Source organism: Pseudomonas sp. NPDC087803, from assembly GCF_044742995.1.
Lineage (GTDB): Bacteria > Pseudomonadota > Gammaproteobacteria > Pseudomonadales > Pseudomonadaceae > Aquipseudomonas.
Genome location: NZ_JBIUVO010000037.1, coordinates 3,692 through 21,153 on the forward strand (window position 1 = coordinate 3,692; position 17,462 = coordinate 21,153).

Annotated in this window: 15 protein-coding genes and 1 pseudogene; 10 read left to right on the forward strand and 6 right to left on the reverse strand. The window is 61.9% G+C overall.

Going from position 1 to position 17,462, the window contains the following annotated elements:
* The 3 genes and pseudogenes from ACIOUG_RS17795 to ppx all read left to right on the forward strand — a co-directional run.
* Nucleotides 1–83, forward strand: a pseudogene (locus tag ACIOUG_RS17795) (amino acid ABC transporter permease); the annotation flags it as partial.
* Nucleotides 70–807, forward strand: a complete 738-nt coding sequence (locus tag ACIOUG_RS17800) for an amino acid ABC transporter ATP-binding protein (protein ID WP_401067312.1) — start codon at nucleotides 70–72, stop codon at nucleotides 805–807. The pseudogene ACIOUG_RS17795 and the gene ACIOUG_RS17800, both read left to right, overlap by 14 nt.
* Nucleotides 808–1,015: 208 nt before the next feature.
* Nucleotides 1,016–2,518, forward strand: a complete 1,503-nt coding sequence (gene ppx / locus ACIOUG_RS17805) for an exopolyphosphatase (RefSeq protein ID WP_202369149.1) — start codon at nucleotides 1,016–1,018, stop codon at nucleotides 2,516–2,518.
* Between the two features lie 156 nt (nucleotides 2,519–2,674).
* Here ppx and ppk1 read toward each other — a convergent pair whose 3' ends face one another.
* Both ppk1 and hemB read right to left on the reverse strand, forming a co-directional pair.
* Nucleotides 2,675–4,900 (reverse strand): polyphosphate kinase 1, encoded by a 2,226-nt coding sequence (gene ppk1 / locus ACIOUG_RS17810; protein ID WP_401067314.1) that lies wholly within the window; start codon nucleotides 4,898–4,900, stop codon nucleotides 2,675–2,677.
* An 18-nt stretch (nucleotides 4,901–4,918) separates the two neighbouring features.
* Nucleotides 4,919–5,932, reverse strand: coding sequence for a porphobilinogen synthase (gene hemB / locus ACIOUG_RS17815; protein WP_401067316.1), 1,014 nt, complete (start codon nucleotides 5,930–5,932; stop codon nucleotides 4,919–4,921).
* A gap of 207 nt (nucleotides 5,933–6,139) precedes the next feature.
* Here hemB and ACIOUG_RS17820 point away from each other — a divergent pair, with 207 nt between their 5' ends.
* Nucleotides 6,140–6,790, forward strand: coding sequence for a DedA family protein (locus tag ACIOUG_RS17820; RefSeq protein ID WP_401067318.1), 651 nt, complete (start codon nucleotides 6,140–6,142; stop codon nucleotides 6,788–6,790).
* Here ACIOUG_RS17820 and ACIOUG_RS17825 read toward each other — a convergent pair.
* Nucleotides 6,771–8,006, reverse strand: coding sequence for a sterol desaturase family protein (locus ACIOUG_RS17825; protein ID WP_401067319.1), 1,236 nt, complete (start codon nucleotides 8,004–8,006; stop codon nucleotides 6,771–6,773). The genes ACIOUG_RS17820 and ACIOUG_RS17825 overlap by 20 nt on opposite strands.
* A gap of 114 nt (nucleotides 8,007–8,120) precedes the next feature.
* Between ACIOUG_RS17825 and elbB the strand changes: the two genes are divergently transcribed.
* Nucleotides 8,121–8,789, forward strand: a complete 669-nt coding sequence (gene elbB, locus ACIOUG_RS17830; protein ID WP_401067320.1) for an isoprenoid biosynthesis glyoxalase ElbB — start codon at nucleotides 8,121–8,123, stop codon at nucleotides 8,787–8,789.
* Nucleotides 8,790–8,958: 169 nt separating this feature from the next.
* Here the strand turns inward: elbB and ACIOUG_RS17835 are convergent, their stop codons facing one another.
* From ACIOUG_RS17835 to ACIOUG_RS17845, 3 genes are all read right to left on the reverse strand, one after another.
* Complete coding sequence (locus ACIOUG_RS17835) at nucleotides 8,959–9,414, reverse strand: YaiI/YqxD family protein (RefSeq protein ID WP_103483661.1); 456 nt, start codon at nucleotides 9,412–9,414, stop codon at nucleotides 8,959–8,961.
* Between the two features lie 111 nt (nucleotides 9,415–9,525).
* Complete coding sequence (locus ACIOUG_RS17840) at nucleotides 9,526–11,424, reverse strand: FTR1 family protein (protein WP_401067322.1); 1,899 nt, start codon at nucleotides 11,422–11,424, stop codon at nucleotides 9,526–9,528.
* 86 nt (nucleotides 11,425–11,510) lie between these two features.
* The gene (locus ACIOUG_RS17845) at nucleotides 11,511–12,410 is read right to left on the reverse strand and encodes a LysR substrate-binding domain-containing protein (protein ID WP_401067324.1); all 900 of its coding nucleotides are present in this window, start codon (nucleotides 12,408–12,410) and stop codon (nucleotides 11,511–11,513) included.
* 192 nt (nucleotides 12,411–12,602) lie between these two features.
* Between ACIOUG_RS17845 and ACIOUG_RS17850 the strand changes: the two genes are divergently transcribed.
* The 5 genes from ACIOUG_RS17850 to ACIOUG_RS17870 all read left to right on the forward strand — a co-directional run bounded on the left by ACIOUG_RS17850 (nucleotide 12,603) and on the right by ACIOUG_RS17870 (nucleotide 17,367).
* Entirely contained in the window at nucleotides 12,603–13,997 is a 1,395-nt protein-coding gene (locus ACIOUG_RS17850) for a COG3014 family protein (protein WP_401067326.1), read from the forward strand.
* A gap of 214 nt (nucleotides 13,998–14,211) precedes the next feature.
* Nucleotides 14,212–15,606, forward strand: a complete 1,395-nt coding sequence (locus tag ACIOUG_RS17855; protein ID WP_401067328.1) for a COG3014 family protein — start codon at nucleotides 14,212–14,214, stop codon at nucleotides 15,604–15,606.
* 15 nt (nucleotides 15,607–15,621) lie between these two features.
* Nucleotides 15,622–15,996 carry a YcfL family protein gene (locus ACIOUG_RS17860; protein ID WP_027610463.1) on the forward strand — a complete coding sequence of 125 codons (375 nt, stop codon included), beginning with the start codon at nucleotides 15,622–15,624 and terminating at the stop codon, nucleotides 15,994–15,996.
* Between the two features lie 36 nt (nucleotides 15,997–16,032).
* Nucleotides 16,033–16,620 carry a penicillin-binding protein activator LpoB gene (gene lpoB / locus ACIOUG_RS17865; RefSeq protein WP_401067330.1) on the forward strand — a complete coding sequence of 196 codons (588 nt, stop codon included), beginning with the start codon at nucleotides 16,033–16,035 and terminating at the stop codon, nucleotides 16,618–16,620.
* Between the two features lie 3 nt (nucleotides 16,621–16,623).
* Nucleotides 16,624–17,367, forward strand: coding sequence for a penicillin-binding protein activator LpoB (locus ACIOUG_RS17870; RefSeq protein ID WP_401067332.1), 744 nt, complete (start codon nucleotides 16,624–16,626; stop codon nucleotides 17,365–17,367).
* Nucleotides 17,368–17,462 lie beyond the last annotated feature (95 nt).

Here is a 17,462-nt window from a genome sequence, read left to right on the forward strand (position 1 = left end):
GGCATGCAGTCTACTTCCTGCTCTGCTACCCCTTGTCGCTCAGTGCGCGCTACCTGGAAAGGAGACTGCATGCCTCTGCTTAGAATTTCCGCCCTGCATAAATACTACGGCGATCACCACGTGCTCAAAGGCATCGACCTGAGCGTCGAGGAAGGCCAGGTGGTGGCGATCATCGGCCGCAGCGGCTCGGGCAAGTCGACCTTGCTGCGCACCCTCAATGGCCTGGAGTCGATCAACGACGGGGTGATCGAAGTCGACGGCGAATACCTCGACGCTGCCCGTGCCGACCTGCGCAGCCTGCGGCAGAAAGTCGGCATGGTGTTTCAGCAGTTCAACCTGTTCCCGCACCTGACCGTCGGCGAGAACGTGATGCTCGCGCCGCAGGTGGTGCAGAAAGTACCGAAGACCAAGGCTGCGGAGCTGGCGCGCAAGATGCTCGAGCGCGTCGGGCTGGGGGAGAAATTCGACGCCTTCCCGGATCGTTTGTCCGGTGGGCAGCAACAGCGCGTGGCGATTGCCCGGGCACTGGCGATGTCGCCGAAAGTCCTGCTGTGCGACGAAATCACCTCGGCGCTGGACCCGGAACTGGTCAACGAAGTGCTCGCCGTGGTGCGCCAACTGGCCAAGGAAGGCATGACCCTGATCATGGTCACCCACGAAATGCGCTTCGCCCGAGAAGTCGGCGACAAACTGGTGTTCATGCACCATGGCAAGGTGCATGAGGTGGGGGATCCGAAGGTGTTGTTTGCCAATCCGCAGACGGCGGAGCTGGCGAATTTCATTGGTACCGTTGAAGCGACTGCCTGAAGGATCCTCATTGCCCGTAAGGCCCTCTTCGCGAGCAAGCCCGCTCCCACATTGGAACGCGGTCACCTGTGGGAGCGGGCTTGCTCGCGAATGGCCGCGCCGCAGTCTCAAGCTTTTATGCGCAGGATCAACGGTTTGAACCATGCGCGTTGGCGCCAGCGTTTGATCGTGGCACGATGGCGGGGTTATCGACCGAGACCCCCTGACCATGCCGCAATCCAAAGCCAAGAATCTGTCCCTGATCGCCGCAATCGACCTGGGCTCCAACAGCTTCCACATGGTCGTGGCCAAGGCCCAGAACGGTGAGATCCGTATCCTGGAGCGCCTCGGAGAGAAAGTGCAGCTCGCCGCCGGTATCGACGATGAGCGCCATCTCAACGAAGAATCGATGCAGCGTGGCCTCGACTGCCTCAAGCGTTTCGCCCAACTGATCAACGGCATGCCATTGGGCGCGGTGCGGATCGTCGGCACCAACGCCCTGCGTGAAGCGCGCAACCGTCTGGAATTCATCCACCGCGCCGAAGAAATCCTCGGTCACCCGGTGGAAGTCATCTCCGGGCGTGAAGAGGCGCGGCTGATTTATCTGGGCGTTTCGCACACCCTCGCCGACACCCCGGGCAAGCGCCTGGTGGCCGACATCGGCGGCGGCAGTACCGAATTCATCATCGGGCAGCGTTTTGAACCGCTGCTGCGCGAAAGCCTGCAAATGGGCTGCGTCAGCTTCACCCAGCGCTACTTCAAGGACGGCAAGATCACCCCGGCCCGTTACGCCCAAGCGTACACCGCGGCGCGGCTGGAGATCATGAGCATCGAACACGCCCTGCACCGCCTGACCTGGGATGAAGCCATCGGCTCCTCGGGGACCATCCGCGCCATCGGCCTGGCGCTGAAGGCCGGCGGGCATGGCACCGGCGAAGTGAATGCCGAAGGCCTGGCGTGGCTCAAGCGTCGCCTGTTCAAACTGGGTGACGTCGACAAGATCGACTTCGAAGGCATCAAGCCGGACCGCCGGGCGATTTTCCCGGCAGGCCTGGCAATTCTCGAAGCGATCTTCGACGCCCTCGAACTGCAACGCATGGATCACTGCGAAGGCGCGCTGCGTGAAGGCGTGCTCTACGACCTGCTCGGCCGCCATCATCACGAAGACGTGCGCGAACGCACCCTGACCTCGCTGATGGAGCGTTATCACGTCGATCTGGAACAAGCGGCGCGGGTTGAACGCAAAGCCTTGCACGCCTTCGATCAGGTCGCCGCAGACTGGGAACTGGATGACGGCATCTGGCGCGAACTGCTCGGCTGGGCGGCAAAGGTGCACGAAGTCGGCCTCGACATCGCGCACTACCACTACCACAAGCACGGCGCCTACCTGATCGAGCACTCGGACCTGGCCGGTTTCTCTCGCGAAGACCAGCAAATGCTCGCCCTGCTGGTGCGCGGCCATCGCCGCAACATCCCCAAGGACAAGTTCGCCGAGTTCGGTGACGACGGCGACAAGCTGATCCGCCTGTGCGTGCTGCTGCGCTTCGCGATCCTGTTCCACCACATCCGTGGCACCCAGGCGATGCCGCAAGTGACGCTGCACGCCAAGGGCGACAATCTCGATGTGGAGTTCCCGGAGAACTGGCTGGATGAGAATCAGCTGACTCAGGCCGACTTTGGTCTCGAAGCCGACTGGCTGACGCGGGTTGGCATCGTCCTCACCGTCCACTGATCACCTTGCTCCCGCTGGGGCGCGAAGCGGCCCTTTCTTTTAAAGCGTGGGCCTGCTGCGCAGTCCAGCGGGAGCAAGCTCCCTCGCCACAGGTGGGTGAACGACAGGCACAAAAAAGGCGATCCCGAGGGATCGCCTTTTTTATTGGGCTGAAGGTCAGCTGCTCACCGGCAGAATCGGGCTGCCCAGCCGCTCCAGCAACGTCGCCTGCGCGCTGCGCGGGTTCTGGTTGCCGGTTGGCGTGTTGCGGATGTAACGGCCATCCGACTGCAGACTCCAGCTGTGGGTGTTGTCGGTCAGGTACAGTTCCAGCTCTTTTTTCACGCGGGTCAACAGCTTCTTGCCTTCCACCGGGAAGCAAGTCTCGACGCGCTTGTCGAGGTTGCGCTCCATCCAGTCGGCGCTGGAGAGGAACATCTGCTCCTCGCCACCGTTGAGGAAGTAGAACACCCGGGTATGCTCGAGGAAGCGGCCGATGATCGAGCGCACATGGATGTTGTGCGAAACCCCGGCGATGCCCGGACGCAGGCAGCACATGCCGCGCACCACCAGGTCGATGCGCACGCCGGACTGGCTGGCCTTGTACAACGCGCGGATGATCTTCGGATCGGTCAGTGAGTTGAACTTGGCAATGACGTGCGCCGGTTTGCCGTCGAGGGCGAACTGGGTTTCCCGGGCGATCATGTCGAGCATGCCCTTCTTCAGGGTGAACGGCGCATGCAGCAGCTTCTTCATGCGCAGGGTTTTACCCATGCCGATCAACTGGCTGAACAGTTTGCCGACGTCTTCGCACAACGCGTCGTCGGAGGTCAGCAGGCTGTAGTCGGTGTACAGACGGGCGTTGCCGGCGTGGTAGTTACCGGTGCCGAGGTGCGCGTAACGCACGATCTCGCCGGCCTCACGCCGCAGGATCAGCATCATCTTGGCGTGGGTCTTGAAGCCGACCACGCCGTAAATCACCACCGCACCGGCCGCTTGCAGACGGCTGGCCAGTTGCAGGTTGGACTCTTCGTCGAAGCGTGCGCGCAGCTCGATGACCGCGGTCACTTCCTTGCCGTTACGCGCGGCGTCCACCAGCGCATCGACGATTTCCGAGTTGGCGCCGGAGCGGTACAGGGTCTGGCGCACGGCCAGAACATGCGGGTCTTTGGCGGCTTGGCGCAGCAGGTCGACCACCGGGGTGAACGACTCGAACGGGTGCAGCAGCAGGATGTCCTGTTTGCTCACCACGCTGAAAATGTTTTCGCTGTTCTGCAGCAGTTTCGGGATCTGCGGGGTGAACGGCGTGTATTGCAGCTCCGGGTGGCTGTCCAGACCGGTGATGCTGAACAGGCGGGTCAGGTTGACCGGGCCGTTGACCTGATACAGCTCGGTCTCGCTCAGGTTGAACTGCTTGAGCAGGTAGTCCGAGAGGTGTTTCGGGCAGGTGTCGGCGACTTCCAGGCGCACCGCATCACCGTAGCGCCGCGAGAACAGCTCGCCACGCAGGGCGCGCGCCAGGTCTTCGACGTCTTCGGAGTCGAGCGCCAGGTCGGCGTTTCGGGTCAGACGGAACTGGTAGCAACCCTTGACCTTCATGCCCTGGAACAGGTCATCGGCGTGGGCGTGGATCATCGACGAGAGGAACACATAGTTGTCGCCCGGGCCGCCGACTTCTTCCGGAACCTTGATGATCCGAGGCAGCAGGCGCGGTGCCGGGATGATCGCCAGACCGGAATCGCGACCGAAGGCGTCGATGCCTTCCAGTTCGACGATGAAGTTCAGGCTCTTGTTCACCAGCAACGGGAACGGGTGCGTCGGGTCGAGGCCGATCGGGGTGATGATCGGTGCGATCTCATCGCGGAAGTAGCGGCGCACCCAGGTCTTGATCTTGGTCGTCCAGTGACGGCGACGGATGAAGCGCACCTGATGCTTTTCCAGCTCCGGCAGCAGGATGTCATTAAGGATCGCGTACTGGCGGTCAACGTGACCGTGCACCAGCTCGCTGATCCGCGCCAGCGCCTGATGCGGTTGCAGACCGTCGGCACCGGCCTGCTCACGGGCGAAGGTGATCTGCTTTTTCAGGCCGGCGACGCGGATTTCAAAGAATTCGTCGAGGTTGCTGGAGAAGATCAGCAGGAACTTCAGCCGCTCCAGCAACGGATAGGACTCGTCCAGCGCCTGTTCCAGCACGCGGATATTGAACTGCAGTTGCGAGAGCTCGCGGTGGATGTACAGGCTGCTGTCATCCAGCCCCGGGATCGCAATCACGGGCGCCGCCGCGACGGGTTCGGTGACCGGCGCGGGTGGCGCAGGCTCGAGTTCCGGCGGGGTTTCGGTGATTTGCTCGACCACCGGTTGAGCTTCTTTTACTGCAGTTTCAGTGAGTCCTTCGGTATTCATCGAATGTTCCTGGGAGGGCTATTTCTGCTCTCGTAACAATTGAGCGGCACGGACAGCAAAGTAAGTCAGGATGCCATCAGCGCCGGCACGTTTAAAGGCGGTCAGTGATTCGACAATCACCGCCTCGCTCAACCAGCCATTCTGGATCGCCGCCATGTGCATGGCGTATTCGCCGCTAACCTGATAGACGAAGGTCGGCACTTTGAAGGCATCTTTTACCCGGAAAAGAATGTCCAGGTACGGCATGCCGGGTTTGACCATGACCATGTCCGCGCCTTCAGACAAGTCCGCGCCGACTTCGTGCAGCGCTTCGTCACTGTTGGCCGGGTCCATCTGATAGGAGGCCTTGTTGGCCTTGCCCAGATTCGCCGCGGAACCCACGGCGTCGCGGAACGGCCCGTAATAGGCGCTGGCGTACTTGGCCGAGTAGGCCATGATCCGCACGTTGACATGACCGGCAATTTCCAGCGCTTCGCGGATCGCCTGGATCCGACCGTCCATCATGTCCGACGGCGCCACCACCTGAGCGCCGGCTTCGGCGTGGGACAAAGCCTGTTTGACCAGTGCGTCGACGGTGATGTCGTTCTGCACGTAGCCGTCTTCGTCGAGAATGCCGTCCTGACCGTGGGTGGTGAACGGATCAAGCGCGACGTCAGTGATCACCCCCAGCTCCGGGAAACGCTCACGCAACGCACGAGTGGCGCGCTGGGCAATGCCCTGCGGGTTCCAGGCTTCGGCAGCATCGAGGGATTTCAATTCGGTTGGCGTGACCGGGAACAGCGCCAGCGCCGGGATTCCCAGTTCGACCCATTGCGCCGCCTCTTCAAGCAGCAGGTCGATGCTCAGGCGTTCGACACCAGGCATCGAGGCCACGGCTTCGCGACGGTTTTCACCCTCAAGCACGAACACCGGCAGGATCAGGTCATCGACCGTCAGCACGTTTTCCCGTACCAGCCGACGCGAAAAATCATCACGACGGTTGCGGCGCAAGCGGGTGGCGGGGAACAAACGGTTGGCAGGGGTAAAGCTCACGGCAGACTCCTGAGCCCGCGCAAACGGGCGAGCGTGACAGTTATAAGCGGCCATTATGACCAACAGATGACAGTTATGTGTGCCCTGTGTCACGTAGCCGCATTCCATTGTCCGTGTAGGAAATGTTCACGTCGAGACACATTTCGACACTTTCCTGAATGTGCCCGAAGGGTTAGGCTGCGCGTTCATTTCGCCAGCACCCAGACAATGCTCCAACAATTTCTGCATGACTTCGGCTACTTTGCCTTGTTCCTCGGCACGTTCTTCGAAGGCGAAACCATCCTGGTGCTCGCAGGCTTCCTCGCGTTCCGTGGATACATGGACATCAACCTGGTGGTGGTCGTGGCGTTCTTCGGCAGCTATGCCGGCGATCAGCTGTGGTACTTCCTGGGACGCAAGCACGGGCGCAAATTACTCGCGCGCAAACCGCGCTGGCAGATGATGGGTGACCGCGCGCTGGAACACATCCGCAAGCATCCGGACATCTGGGTCCTGAGCTTCCGCTTCGTTTATGGCCTGCGCACAGTGATGCCGGTGGCGATCGGCCTGTCGGGTTATCCGCCGGGACGTTATCTGCTGCTCAACGGTATCGGCGCAGCGATCTGGGCCACCGCTCTGGCAGCCGCCGCCTACCACTTCGGCGCGGTACTCGAAGGCATGCTCGGCAGCATCAAGAAGTACGAGTTGTGGGTGCTCGGCGCGCTACTGGTGCTGGGTGTCGGCCTGTGGCTGCGTCGCCGTTTCAAGAATGCGCGCCTGGCCAAGCAGGTTTACGCCGACGAGCAAGCCGCAAAAGCCGCACACCTGCTTCAGGCAGAGCAAGCCAAACCCGCCGAACCTAAGACGCCAGCCGAGTAACGCGCTGGCGACAGCCATACAGCCCGATGCCACTGAGCAGGCTGTAACCGAGCAGACCAGCCCAGGCCAACGGGCTGGCCGGCCATAGCCCGAGCAGCGGCGCCAGCCACACCAGCGGCAAGTTCGACCCCAGCCGCAGCAGCTCGACCTTCAACGCCCACGGGCGATTCTCCAGCGCCACCCCCAGCGCAAACAAACCCCACGCCACCGCGCCCCAACCGAGCAGCAGCGCAGGGGCCGGCAGTTGCTGCGCCTGACCCATCAGGTAACTGCCCAGCGCGATATAGACGCAGAACTGCAACGCCACGTAGCTTTTTCGACGACTGTCGAGCGGCACTTCGAATTTGCGGAAACGGCTCAGGTCCGGTTTGTTCAGCGGGTACTTCGCCGCCACGTCCGCCGGACGCCAGCCAGTGCGCATGAACCAGATCCGCAGCTTGTCCCACGGGCTTGCGGCGCGACGTGCGTCGTCCCACAACTGCGCATAAAACTGCACATTGGCCCACAGCGGATTCCAGCTCGCCAGCGGCGTGGTCACACCGAATATCACTGGTTCGTTGTCGTCTTCTTCCTGAAACGTACCGAACAGCCGATCCCAAAGAATGAACACCCCGCCGTAGTTGCGATCCATGTAGAGAGCGTTCTGTGCATGGTGAGCCCGATGATTGGATGGCGTAACGAAGAACCACTCGAACCAGCCGAGCTTGGGAATGTGCCGCGTGTGAACCCAGAACTGATACAGCAGGTTCAGCGCCGCGACGCTGACGAACACCAGCAGCGGCACGCCGAGCACGGCCATCGGCAGGTAGAAGATCCAGCCCAGCAGAAACCCGGTACTGGTCTGGCGCAACGCCGTGGAGAGGTTGTACTCCTCGCTCTGGTGATGCACCGAGTGCGCGGCCCAGAGGATGTTGCGCTCGTGGCCCAGCCGGTGCAGCCAGTAGTAACAGAAGTCATAAAAGACAAAGGCCAACACCCAGACCCAGAGGCTGTCCGCTGGCAATCTGAGCAGCGCCAGATGATGCAGGGCAAACGCATACGTCAGCAGCCCAACCCCCTTGGTCAGCAGGCCGGTGGTAGTCGACAACACCCCGGCGCTGAGGCTGTTGACCGAGTCGGCAAGGCGATAGTGACTGACCCCGCGCCAACGGTCGGCGAGCAGTTCGGCGGCAATCAATACGAAGAAAAACGGCACTGCATACAGAATGAAGTCCATGGCGCGCCCCGGTCGGATTCTATGGACAGATCCTAGGTGTAGCCGCCCTTTCCCCCTATGGCAACGCGCGACAAATTAGTGGACATTTAGCGCCATGAATCTGGAGAGAAACCCATGAGCAAAAAAGTTGCAGTGATCCTGTCCGGCAGCGGCGTGTACGACGGCGCCGAGATCCACGAGAGTGTCATCACCCTGCTGCGCCTCGATCAACGTGGCGCGCAGGTGCAATGCTTCGCCCCGAACATCGCGCAATTGCATGTGATCAATCACCTGACCGGTGAAGAAATGCCCGAGACGCGCAACGTGCTGGTGGAGTCGGCGCGCATTGCCCGCGGCAACATCAAGGACATCCGCGAAGCCAACGTCGATGACTTCGACGCACTGATCGTGCCCGGCGGTTTTGGCGCGGCGAAAAACCTCTCGAACTTCGCCGTCGAAGGCGCCGGCTGCAGCGTGCAGCCACAAGTGCTGGAACTGGCCGAAGCCTTTGCCGAAGCGGGTAAACCGGTGGGCTTGATGTGCATCTCACCGGCACTGGCGGCGAAGATCTACGGCCCGGGCGTGACCTGCACCATCGGCAACGATACCGACACCGCCACCGCGATGAACAAGATGGGCGCTACCCACGAAGACTGTGCAGTGACCGACATCATCGAAGACAAGGCACGCAAACTGGTGACGACCCCGGCGTACATGCTGGCGCAGAACATCAGTGAGGCGGCTTCGGGGATCAACAAACTGGTGGATCGGGTGCTCGAACTGACCCATGAAAATGATGGCTGACACGACCTTGATGAAGGGCTTTTGTGGCGAGGGAGCTTGCTCCCGCTGGGCTGCGTAGCAACCCCAAAACCATTCAATCAAGCTGTGTCAGACACATTTTGATTGCAGGGCTTACGACGGCTGCGCCGCCGAGCGGGAGCAAGCTCCCTCGCCACAAGTCCTGGCACAATCAGGGTTTGCGGATCAGGCGCGTGAGGATCCGGTCCAGCGCATTGGCAAACGCCTGTTTCTCACGCTCGCCGAACGGCGCCGGGCCGCCGCTGATCTGGCCCTGTTCGCGCAGGTCGGTGAACAGGTTGCGCACCGCCAGCCGCTCGCCCATGTTCTGCGCGTCGAACTCCTTGCCGCGCGGATCCAGCGCCGCCACGCCTTTCTTCACCAGCCGATCGGCCAGCGGAATATCGCTGCAGATCACCAGCTCTCCGGGCACCGCGTGCTCGACCAGGTAATCGTCCGCCGCATCCGGGCCGCTCGGCACCACGATCAGCTTGACGATGGCCAGCCCCGGCTTGGTCTGCGGCTGCCCGGCCACCAGCACCACTTCAAACTGGCGCTTGAGGGCGAACTTCACCACCAGATCCTTGGCGGCCCGGGGGCAGGCGTCGGCATCAATCCATACACGCATCTTGATAACCTCTTGAAAGCAAAAGATCGCAGCCTGCGGCAGCTCCTACAGGTATACACCGAACCCATGTAGGAGCTGCCGCAGGCTGCGATCTTTCAAACGATAACCCGATCAGGCAGCAGAAACCCGCTTCTTCTCAACCATTCGGCTGCGCCCATACAACACCACAATCGCCAGAATCGCCAGCGCCTGCGCTGTCAGCGAATAGGCATCGGCATGAATCCCCAGCCAATCGAATTCAAAGAACGCTACCGGCCGCGTGCCGAAGATCCCGGCCTCCTGCAACGCCTTCACGCCATGCCCGGCGAACACCACCGACAGCGCACAGAGCAGACCGGCGTTGATGCTGAAGAACAGTGTCAGCGGCAGTTTCGCCGAACCGCGCAGGATCACCCAGGCCAGACCGATCAACAGCACCAGTGCCGTCGCACCACCGGCCAGCACCGCGTCGTGCCCGGCAGGACCGGCCTGCAGCCACAGGGTTTCGTAGAACAGGATCACTTCGAACAACTCGCGATACACCGAGAAGAACGCGAGGATCGCGAAGCCGAAACGCCCGCCGCCGCCCACCAGACTCTGCTTGATGTAATCCTGCCAGGCCGCCGCGTGGCGTCGGTCGTGCATCCACACGCCGAGCCACAGCACCATGACGCTGGCGAACAGCGCCGTGGCGCCTTCGAGCAGTTCACGCTGCGAGCCGCTGACGTCGATCACATACGCCGCCAGCGCCCAGGTCCCAAGCCCGGCGAGCAGCGCCAGGCCCCAACCGATGTTGACGCTGCGCACCGCCGACTGCTGGCCGGTGTTGCGCAGAAACGCGAGGATCGCCGCCAGCACCAGAATCGCTTCGAGGCCTTCGCGCAGCAGAATCAGCAGGCCGGAAATAAAACTCAGCGACCAGCTCAGGCCATCGCTGCCGAGCAGTTCGGCGGACTCTTTCAACTTGCCCTTGGCCGCGTCCAGACGCTGTTCGGCCTGCGCCACCGGCAAGCCGTCCTGCAACGACTGACGGTAGGCCATCAGCGATTTTTCAGTGTCCTTGCGCACATTGGCGTCGACGTTATCCAGCGAGCTTTCGACCAGTTCGAAGCCTTCCAGATACGCCGCCACCGACAGGTCATAGGCCTGATCGTGATCACCGGCGCGGTACGCCGCCAGGCTCTTGTCCAGTGTGGCGGCGGTGTAATCGAGCAACTGCGCCGGGCCGCGCTTGAGCTGCGGCGGCTGGGCGCGCTGGGCACGGAAGCTCGCGGCAACCTGCGGGCCTTCGGCGGCCAGTACTTCGGCCGGCGTCTGGCGCGCCAGATCGGCGATGTTGAAGGTCTTGTCGGACTTGGCTGCGGCCGGGTCGGCACTGAAACCGGCGATGTAGGTCGCCAGATCCCAACGCTGACGGTCGTCCAGTTGGTCGGCGAAGGCTGGCATGTCGGTGCCCTCAACGCCTTGGCCGAGGGTGCTGTAGATCGCGTACAGGCTCAGATGATCGATGCGTGCGGCGTCGCGCAAATTGGCCGGCGGCGGCGTCATGCCGAGACCCGCCGGGCCGTCGCCGGCACCGCTGGCGCCGTGACACACCGAGCAGTTCTGGGCGTACAGCGGCGCGCCCCGGCTCGGATCGGGGGTGATGATCGGCGCCTGACTGACTTCATACGCCACCGCCAGTTGCGCCCCCAGTTGCCGGGCCTGACGCGCGACGTCGGCGCCGTCCTGCTTCGCCGTGATAGCCACCTGCAGAGCTTCGACGCCCTGCTCCAGCGCAGCCTTCTCCGGTTTGGCCGGCAGGCCGCCGATCAACCCCAGCAACACCTGAGTGAATTCCAGTTGCTCGCGATATTCGCCGTCGTCGACGACCTTGCCCGCCTCGACCGTCGGCGGGTAGTCGGCGCTGATGTAATCGAGCAGGTGCAGCGCCTGCGGGGCGCCCTCCACGGTGTCGGCCAGCAGGTTGAAACTGCTCAGGGCAAACAGCGGGAACACCAGCCAGGCCAGAAATCGGGACGCGGCAGTCATGAATGAGTCTCAAATGGAAATGCGAAGTTACATATTGTTCACTTCGAACGCTTTCCACTCAAGCTCTGTCGACGTCTCGTGGCGTTTTAACGCAGCGCTGCGGCGGTGTGGCGGTAGTGCTCAAGCATGAATTCAACGAACACCTGCACCTTCAGCGCGACGTGCCGGGCATGCGGATAGAGCGCGTAATAGTGGCGCTGCCCGAGGCTGTAGTTGGGCAGGATCTGCACCAGCCGGCCACTGAGCAGATCGTCCTGCACCGTGGCCCGGGTGAACGCGGCAATCCCGACCCCGGCCAGCGCAGCGGCGTGCAGCGAGCTGATCGAATCGGCCTTGAACCGACCTTCTGCCCGTACCGGCGTGGTCGCCCCACGCGCATCGGTCAGCGCCCAGTCACTGCCTCCGGCAAACGCCAGCAACTGATGCTCGCCAAGCTCGCGCACCTGACGTACCAGACCGTTGCGCGCCACATAGACCGGCGAAGCCACCAGCAGCATGTCCGAGACGGTCAGCAACCGCGCCACCATGGATGAATCGGCCAAGGGTCCGCAGATGCGCAGGGCCACGTCAAAACCCTCGGCAATCAGATCAACGAAACGGTCATCGCAGGACAGGTCCACTTCGATGTCGGGATAGCGCTGCTGAAACGCCGGCAGCCAGCTCGCCAATTCCAGCGTACCGATCACCATCGGTGCACTGATGCGCAGCACGCCGCTGGGGCTTTCATGGGCCTGCCCCACCGCCAGCGCGGCTTGATCGAGGCGTTCGAGAATGTCCACGCACGCCGCGTAATACTGCTGCCCCGCCGTGGTCAGGTTGAACCCCCGGGTGTTGCGGTTGATCAGCCGCGTGCCCAGCTCGCTTTCCAGCTGCTGCAACTGCCGGGAGATCGTCGAGTGCGTGGTGTCGAGGCGTTCGGCGGCGGCGCTGAACCCGCGACACTCGACAATGCAACGAAACGCGCGCATGGCTTGCAGTTGATTCATTGAAGTCCCGCAATGGTTAAGCGTCAGGCCAGCAAGGCTAGCCCAAACCCCGCATCCATCCCACCGGTAAATCCGCCGCGTGATCCCAATGATCTGTGCAATCAGCAAACAAAAACCACGCATCACTTGGCCACTATTGCCGCCTATAATGCGCCACCTCGTCGCATTTCCCGCTCAAGGATGAACCCCCTCATGCGCCACCGCTTGCTGCTGCCCCTGTTGGTCACCGCTGTTATGCAACTGAGCGGCTGCGCCGCGTATCGTAACTACGACCTGGAACTGCAACAGACCACCGACCAGTTCAAGGCCGGCAACATCGACGGCGCCCTCACGCTGATCGAAGCGCACAATCCGGACCCGGATAAAGACCTGCTCTACTACTTCGAAAAAGGCGCCGTCCTCAGCGCCGGCGGCGCGCTGCCGCAGAGCCAGACAACCTGGCGCAGCGCCGAGCAGATGATCATCGAGCGCCAGGACACGATCGAAACCACCGGCGACAAGTTGCTCGCGGCGATGGGCGATCACTGGGGCGGCATCATCAATGACAAGCTGCGGCGCTACGATGGCTACGACTATGAAAAAGTCATGCTGACCACGCAAATGGCCCTCAACCAATTGGCGCTGAATGACTTCGACGGCGCTCGTGCCGACATCAAGAAAACCCACGAGCGCGAAGCGCTGATCGCCCGGCAGCGGGAGCTGGAATACGAACGTATCGAAGAAGCGGCCAAGGCCCAGGGCGCACGCGTGCACTACAAGGACCTGCAGGGTTATCCGGTGGTGATGCTCGAATCCCCGGCAGTGATTGCCCTGAAAAACGGTTACCAGAGCGCCTTCAGTCACTACCTCGCCGGCTTCACCTATGAGGCGCTCGGCGAAAAAGACCTGGCGGCGCCCGGTTATCGTCAGGCCATCGAACTGCGCCCGGACATGCCGTTTTTTCAACAGGCATTGCGCGACCTCGACAGCCCCGGACTCAAGGCCGACGAAAGCGATGTGCTGATCATCGTGCAAAGTGGGCTGGCGCCGGCCCGCAGTTCGGTGCGCGTACCGTATCCGGTGCAGCTCAAGGACGGTCAGGTGATCGTCGCCAACATTTCCTTCCCGGTGATGGTGCCGGATAACTCCACCGCGCCGTTCAATCAGGTCCGCATCGACGGTCGCGAGAAAAAGCTGATCGCGGTCAACAGCATCACCGATATGTCTTTGCGCACACTGCGTGACGACATGCCCGGGATTATCCAGCGCACCACCTACCGGGCGTTCCTCGCGGCGGACGTTCAGGGCACCGACAATCGCCGCAATCCGGCCAAGGCCTCCTACGTCACCCAGTGGGATGGTTTCGAGCAGGCCGACACCCGCACCTGGCGCACCCTGCCCAACCTGACACAGGTCGTGCGCCTGCGTCTGAAAAAGGGCGAGCACCAGATCAGCCTGCCGAACACTTCAGGCGCTCCACTGAACATCCGCATCGACCAGAATCGCCAGATGATCGGCCTGCGCGTGCTGGGCGAGCGGATTTACGCAAACGGCAGCGCTTTTCAACCTGCCACGTCGGTGGGAAATCGCGTATCCGCCCTGAAATAAGTAATGGCACCAAACTAACAAGTGCGATTAAAAAGCTATTACATGGCCAGCATCGCCTGCTTATAATGCCGCGCCCGCGCTATCGCGACGCGGCATAAAAGCTCCTCTGGTTATGAGGAATTGGCAGGAGGCCAGCGCCACTGTCGATGGGTCACACCAGCCCGACCAGCACCGGCGGCTGATGCAGTTTCTAGCTCAGGGAAGAAGTACCCCCATGGCATTGCGCACTCCCACCTTGATCGCGCTCAGCGCTGTCACCTTGCTGTCCGGCTGTACGGCATTTCGCAACTACGATTCGGAACTGGCCCAGACCAATCAGCAACTGGCTACCGGCAACGTCGATGCCGCGCTGACCCTGCTGGAAAAGAACAACACTGGCCCCGACAAAGACCTGCTCTATTACTTCGAGAAAGGTGAGTTGCTGCGCGCCAAAGGCGACCTGTCCGGCAGCCAGAACGCCTGGACCAGCGCCGATCAGGTGGTTGGCCAGTGGGAAGATTCGGTCAAGCTTGACACCGGTAAATACCTGGCGCAGTTCGGCAGTTTCCTGGTCAACGACAAGGTGCGTCGCTACGAAGGCTACGACTACGAAAAAGTCATGCTGACCACACAGATGGCCCTCAACCTGCTGGCGGTCAATGACTTCGATGGCGCCCGCACCGCGATCAAGAAAACTCACGAACGTGAAGCGGTGATCGCCGACCTGCGCGACAAGGAATACCTCAAGAGCGAGGAAGAGGCCGAGAAAGAAGGCATCAAGACCCAGTACAAGGATCTGCAAGGCTACCCGGTCGCCAGCCTCGACGCGCCGGAAGTGGTCGGCCTGAAAAACAGCTACCAGAGTGCGTTCAGCCATTACCTGGCCGGTTTCGTCTACGAAGCCCTGGGCGAGAAAGACCTGGCTGCACCGGGCTACCGCAAGGCCGCCGAACTGCGTCCGAACACGCCGCTGCTGGAGCAGGCGCTGGTCAATCTGGACAAGCCGACCAAGAGCGACGACAGCGACATCCTGATCGTGGTGCAAAGCGGTCTGGCGCCAGCGCGCGACTCGATCCGCGTGCCGCTGCCGTTGCCGATCTCCAACAACGTGGTGATCACCCCGCTGTCGTTCCCGATCATCAAGCCTGACACCTCCACCGCACCGTTCGCGCAGATTGGCGTCGATGGCCAGCAGGTCAACCTGACCGCCCTCAACAGCACCACCGCCATGTCCCGCCGCGCTCTGCGCGATGACATGCCTGGGATCATCGTGCGCACCACCGTGCGCGCGATCACCAAAGGCGTGGCGCAGAAGAAGATCAACGAAACCAACCCGCTGGCCGGCCTCGCCGTGGGTATTTCTTCAGCTGTGCTGGAAGGTGCCGATACCCGTACGTGGCGCACCCTGCCGGACAACACCCAAGTGGTGCGTCTGCGCTTGAACAAAGGCGAGCACCAAGTCAGTCTGCCGAGCACTGTCGGCGGCTCGGTGGTCAAGGTCACCGTCGATCAGCGTTATCAGGTGATCAGCCTGCGCGCCGTGGGCAATCAGGTGTTCGCTGCGGGCCTCGCCGCCCACGTCATCCCGAGCGCCGGCGCGACCAACGTCGCCAGCCTCAAACAACCTTAAGAACGGAGTCTTTGCATGCGCTTGAAACTCTTCGCCGTTGCCGCTCTCGCCATCCTGGCCAGCGGCTGCGCCACCCCGCCACCACCGGAGCCGGGCAGCGCCGCGAGCAAGGTCGTGGCCATGGGCCCGCAGAAACACATCGCGGTTGGCGCCATGCGCGTCGCCCGCGAGAACGGCTTCATGACCGTCAATGTGCAGTTGACCAACACCCTCAACAGCAACAAGACGTTCTACTACCGCTTCGCCTGGCTGGGCCCGGAAGGTTTCCCGATCGCCGAAGAAGAAGTCTGGAAAAGCCAGATGATGTACGGCGCCCAGACCAGCTTCATCCAGGGCATCGCCCCGACCCCGAAAGCCGTGGATTTCCGTCTGGAACTCAAGACGCCTTAAGTCCGCCACCCTATTCCTGTTTTAGAGAGCATTCCCATGTTTGCACGCTTTTCCTTGATCGCCGTCCTCGCCCTGCTGGCTTCCGGTTGCGCCAACACCTCGCCGACCCTGGGCAGCAAGAACATCAGCTACGGCGACACCAAAGCGGTTGAAACCGTGACCAACGAATTTGGCTCGACCGACCTGCAAATGATCGCCGAATCGATGACCCGCTCCCTGGCCCAGTCCGGCATTCTGCAGGGCCGCCCGGTGGTGCAGGTCTACGACGTGAAGAACAAGACCAGCGAGTACATCGACACCCGCGAAATCACCACCAGCATCAAGACTCAGCTGATGAAGTCCGGCACCGCCCGTTTCGCCAGCGACAACACCGCGATGCAGAGCCAGGTCGACCAGCTCAAGCTGCAAAACCAGAGCGGCCTGAACAAGAAGAGCACAGAGGCCAAGACCGGCAACATGATCGCCGCCAACGACCGTCTTGAAGGCTCGATCAGCTCGAGCGTCAAGCGCAGCAGCGATTACAAGGACGTCTTCTACAACTTCAGCCTGCAACTGATCGACGTTGAAAGCGGTCTGGCCGAGTGGATGGACGAAAAAGAGATCCGCAAAACCACGGAGCGTTAATTGATGCGCGCATGGATTGGCATGATGGCCCTGGCTTGCGCGTTCAGCGTGCAAGCGGCCCCGAAAGTCGCGGTGACGGATCTGGCGTATCAGGAACGGGTGGAGCAGTACATCCACATCGTTTCGGCGCAGAACAATTACCGCGAGGGTTATTACAGCTCCAGTGGTTCGTCGAACTACAACGAGCTGGAGGCAACCACCAGCTACATCGAGCAGGGTGAACTGCGCAAATTCACCGGCGACATCAAGGGCGAGATCCTGCGCACCGGGATGTTCCAGCTGGTGCAGGGCACGCCGTATACCGCATCGTCCAAGGGCGACGTCTACGACGTGATCAAGCGGATCAAGGCCGGCAACTTCAAGGGCGCCGACTATGTGCTGTTCGGCACCGTGTCGGACATCGACTTCACCCAGGACATGAACGAGCTGGCGCACACCGACAGCTATTCGGCCGTCCTGGGCCTGACGCTGGTGGCGGATTTCAGCCTGATCAACACCAAGACCTACGAGATCACCTCGGCCTTCACGGCGATGGGCGAAGCGCAGGACACCAAACTGGTGAACGGCCGCGACATCAAGATCTCGCTGAACCGCCCTCGGGTGGTGCGTGACGTGTCGAAAGCGCTGGGCGAAGACGTCGCCGGGCAACTGAGCATGCAGCTCGGTGGCGCTGGTTACGAGCAACCGCGTGAAGCGCAGCAGCGCAACAACCTGCCGCGTGATACCGCGCCAGTGATTTTGCACTGACTCTTGGCTGAACGCGTTCTGTGGCGAGGGAGCTTGCTCCCGCTGGGCTGCGAAGCAGACCCAAAAGCTTGTGAGCGCTGCGCACTCAAGCGGGA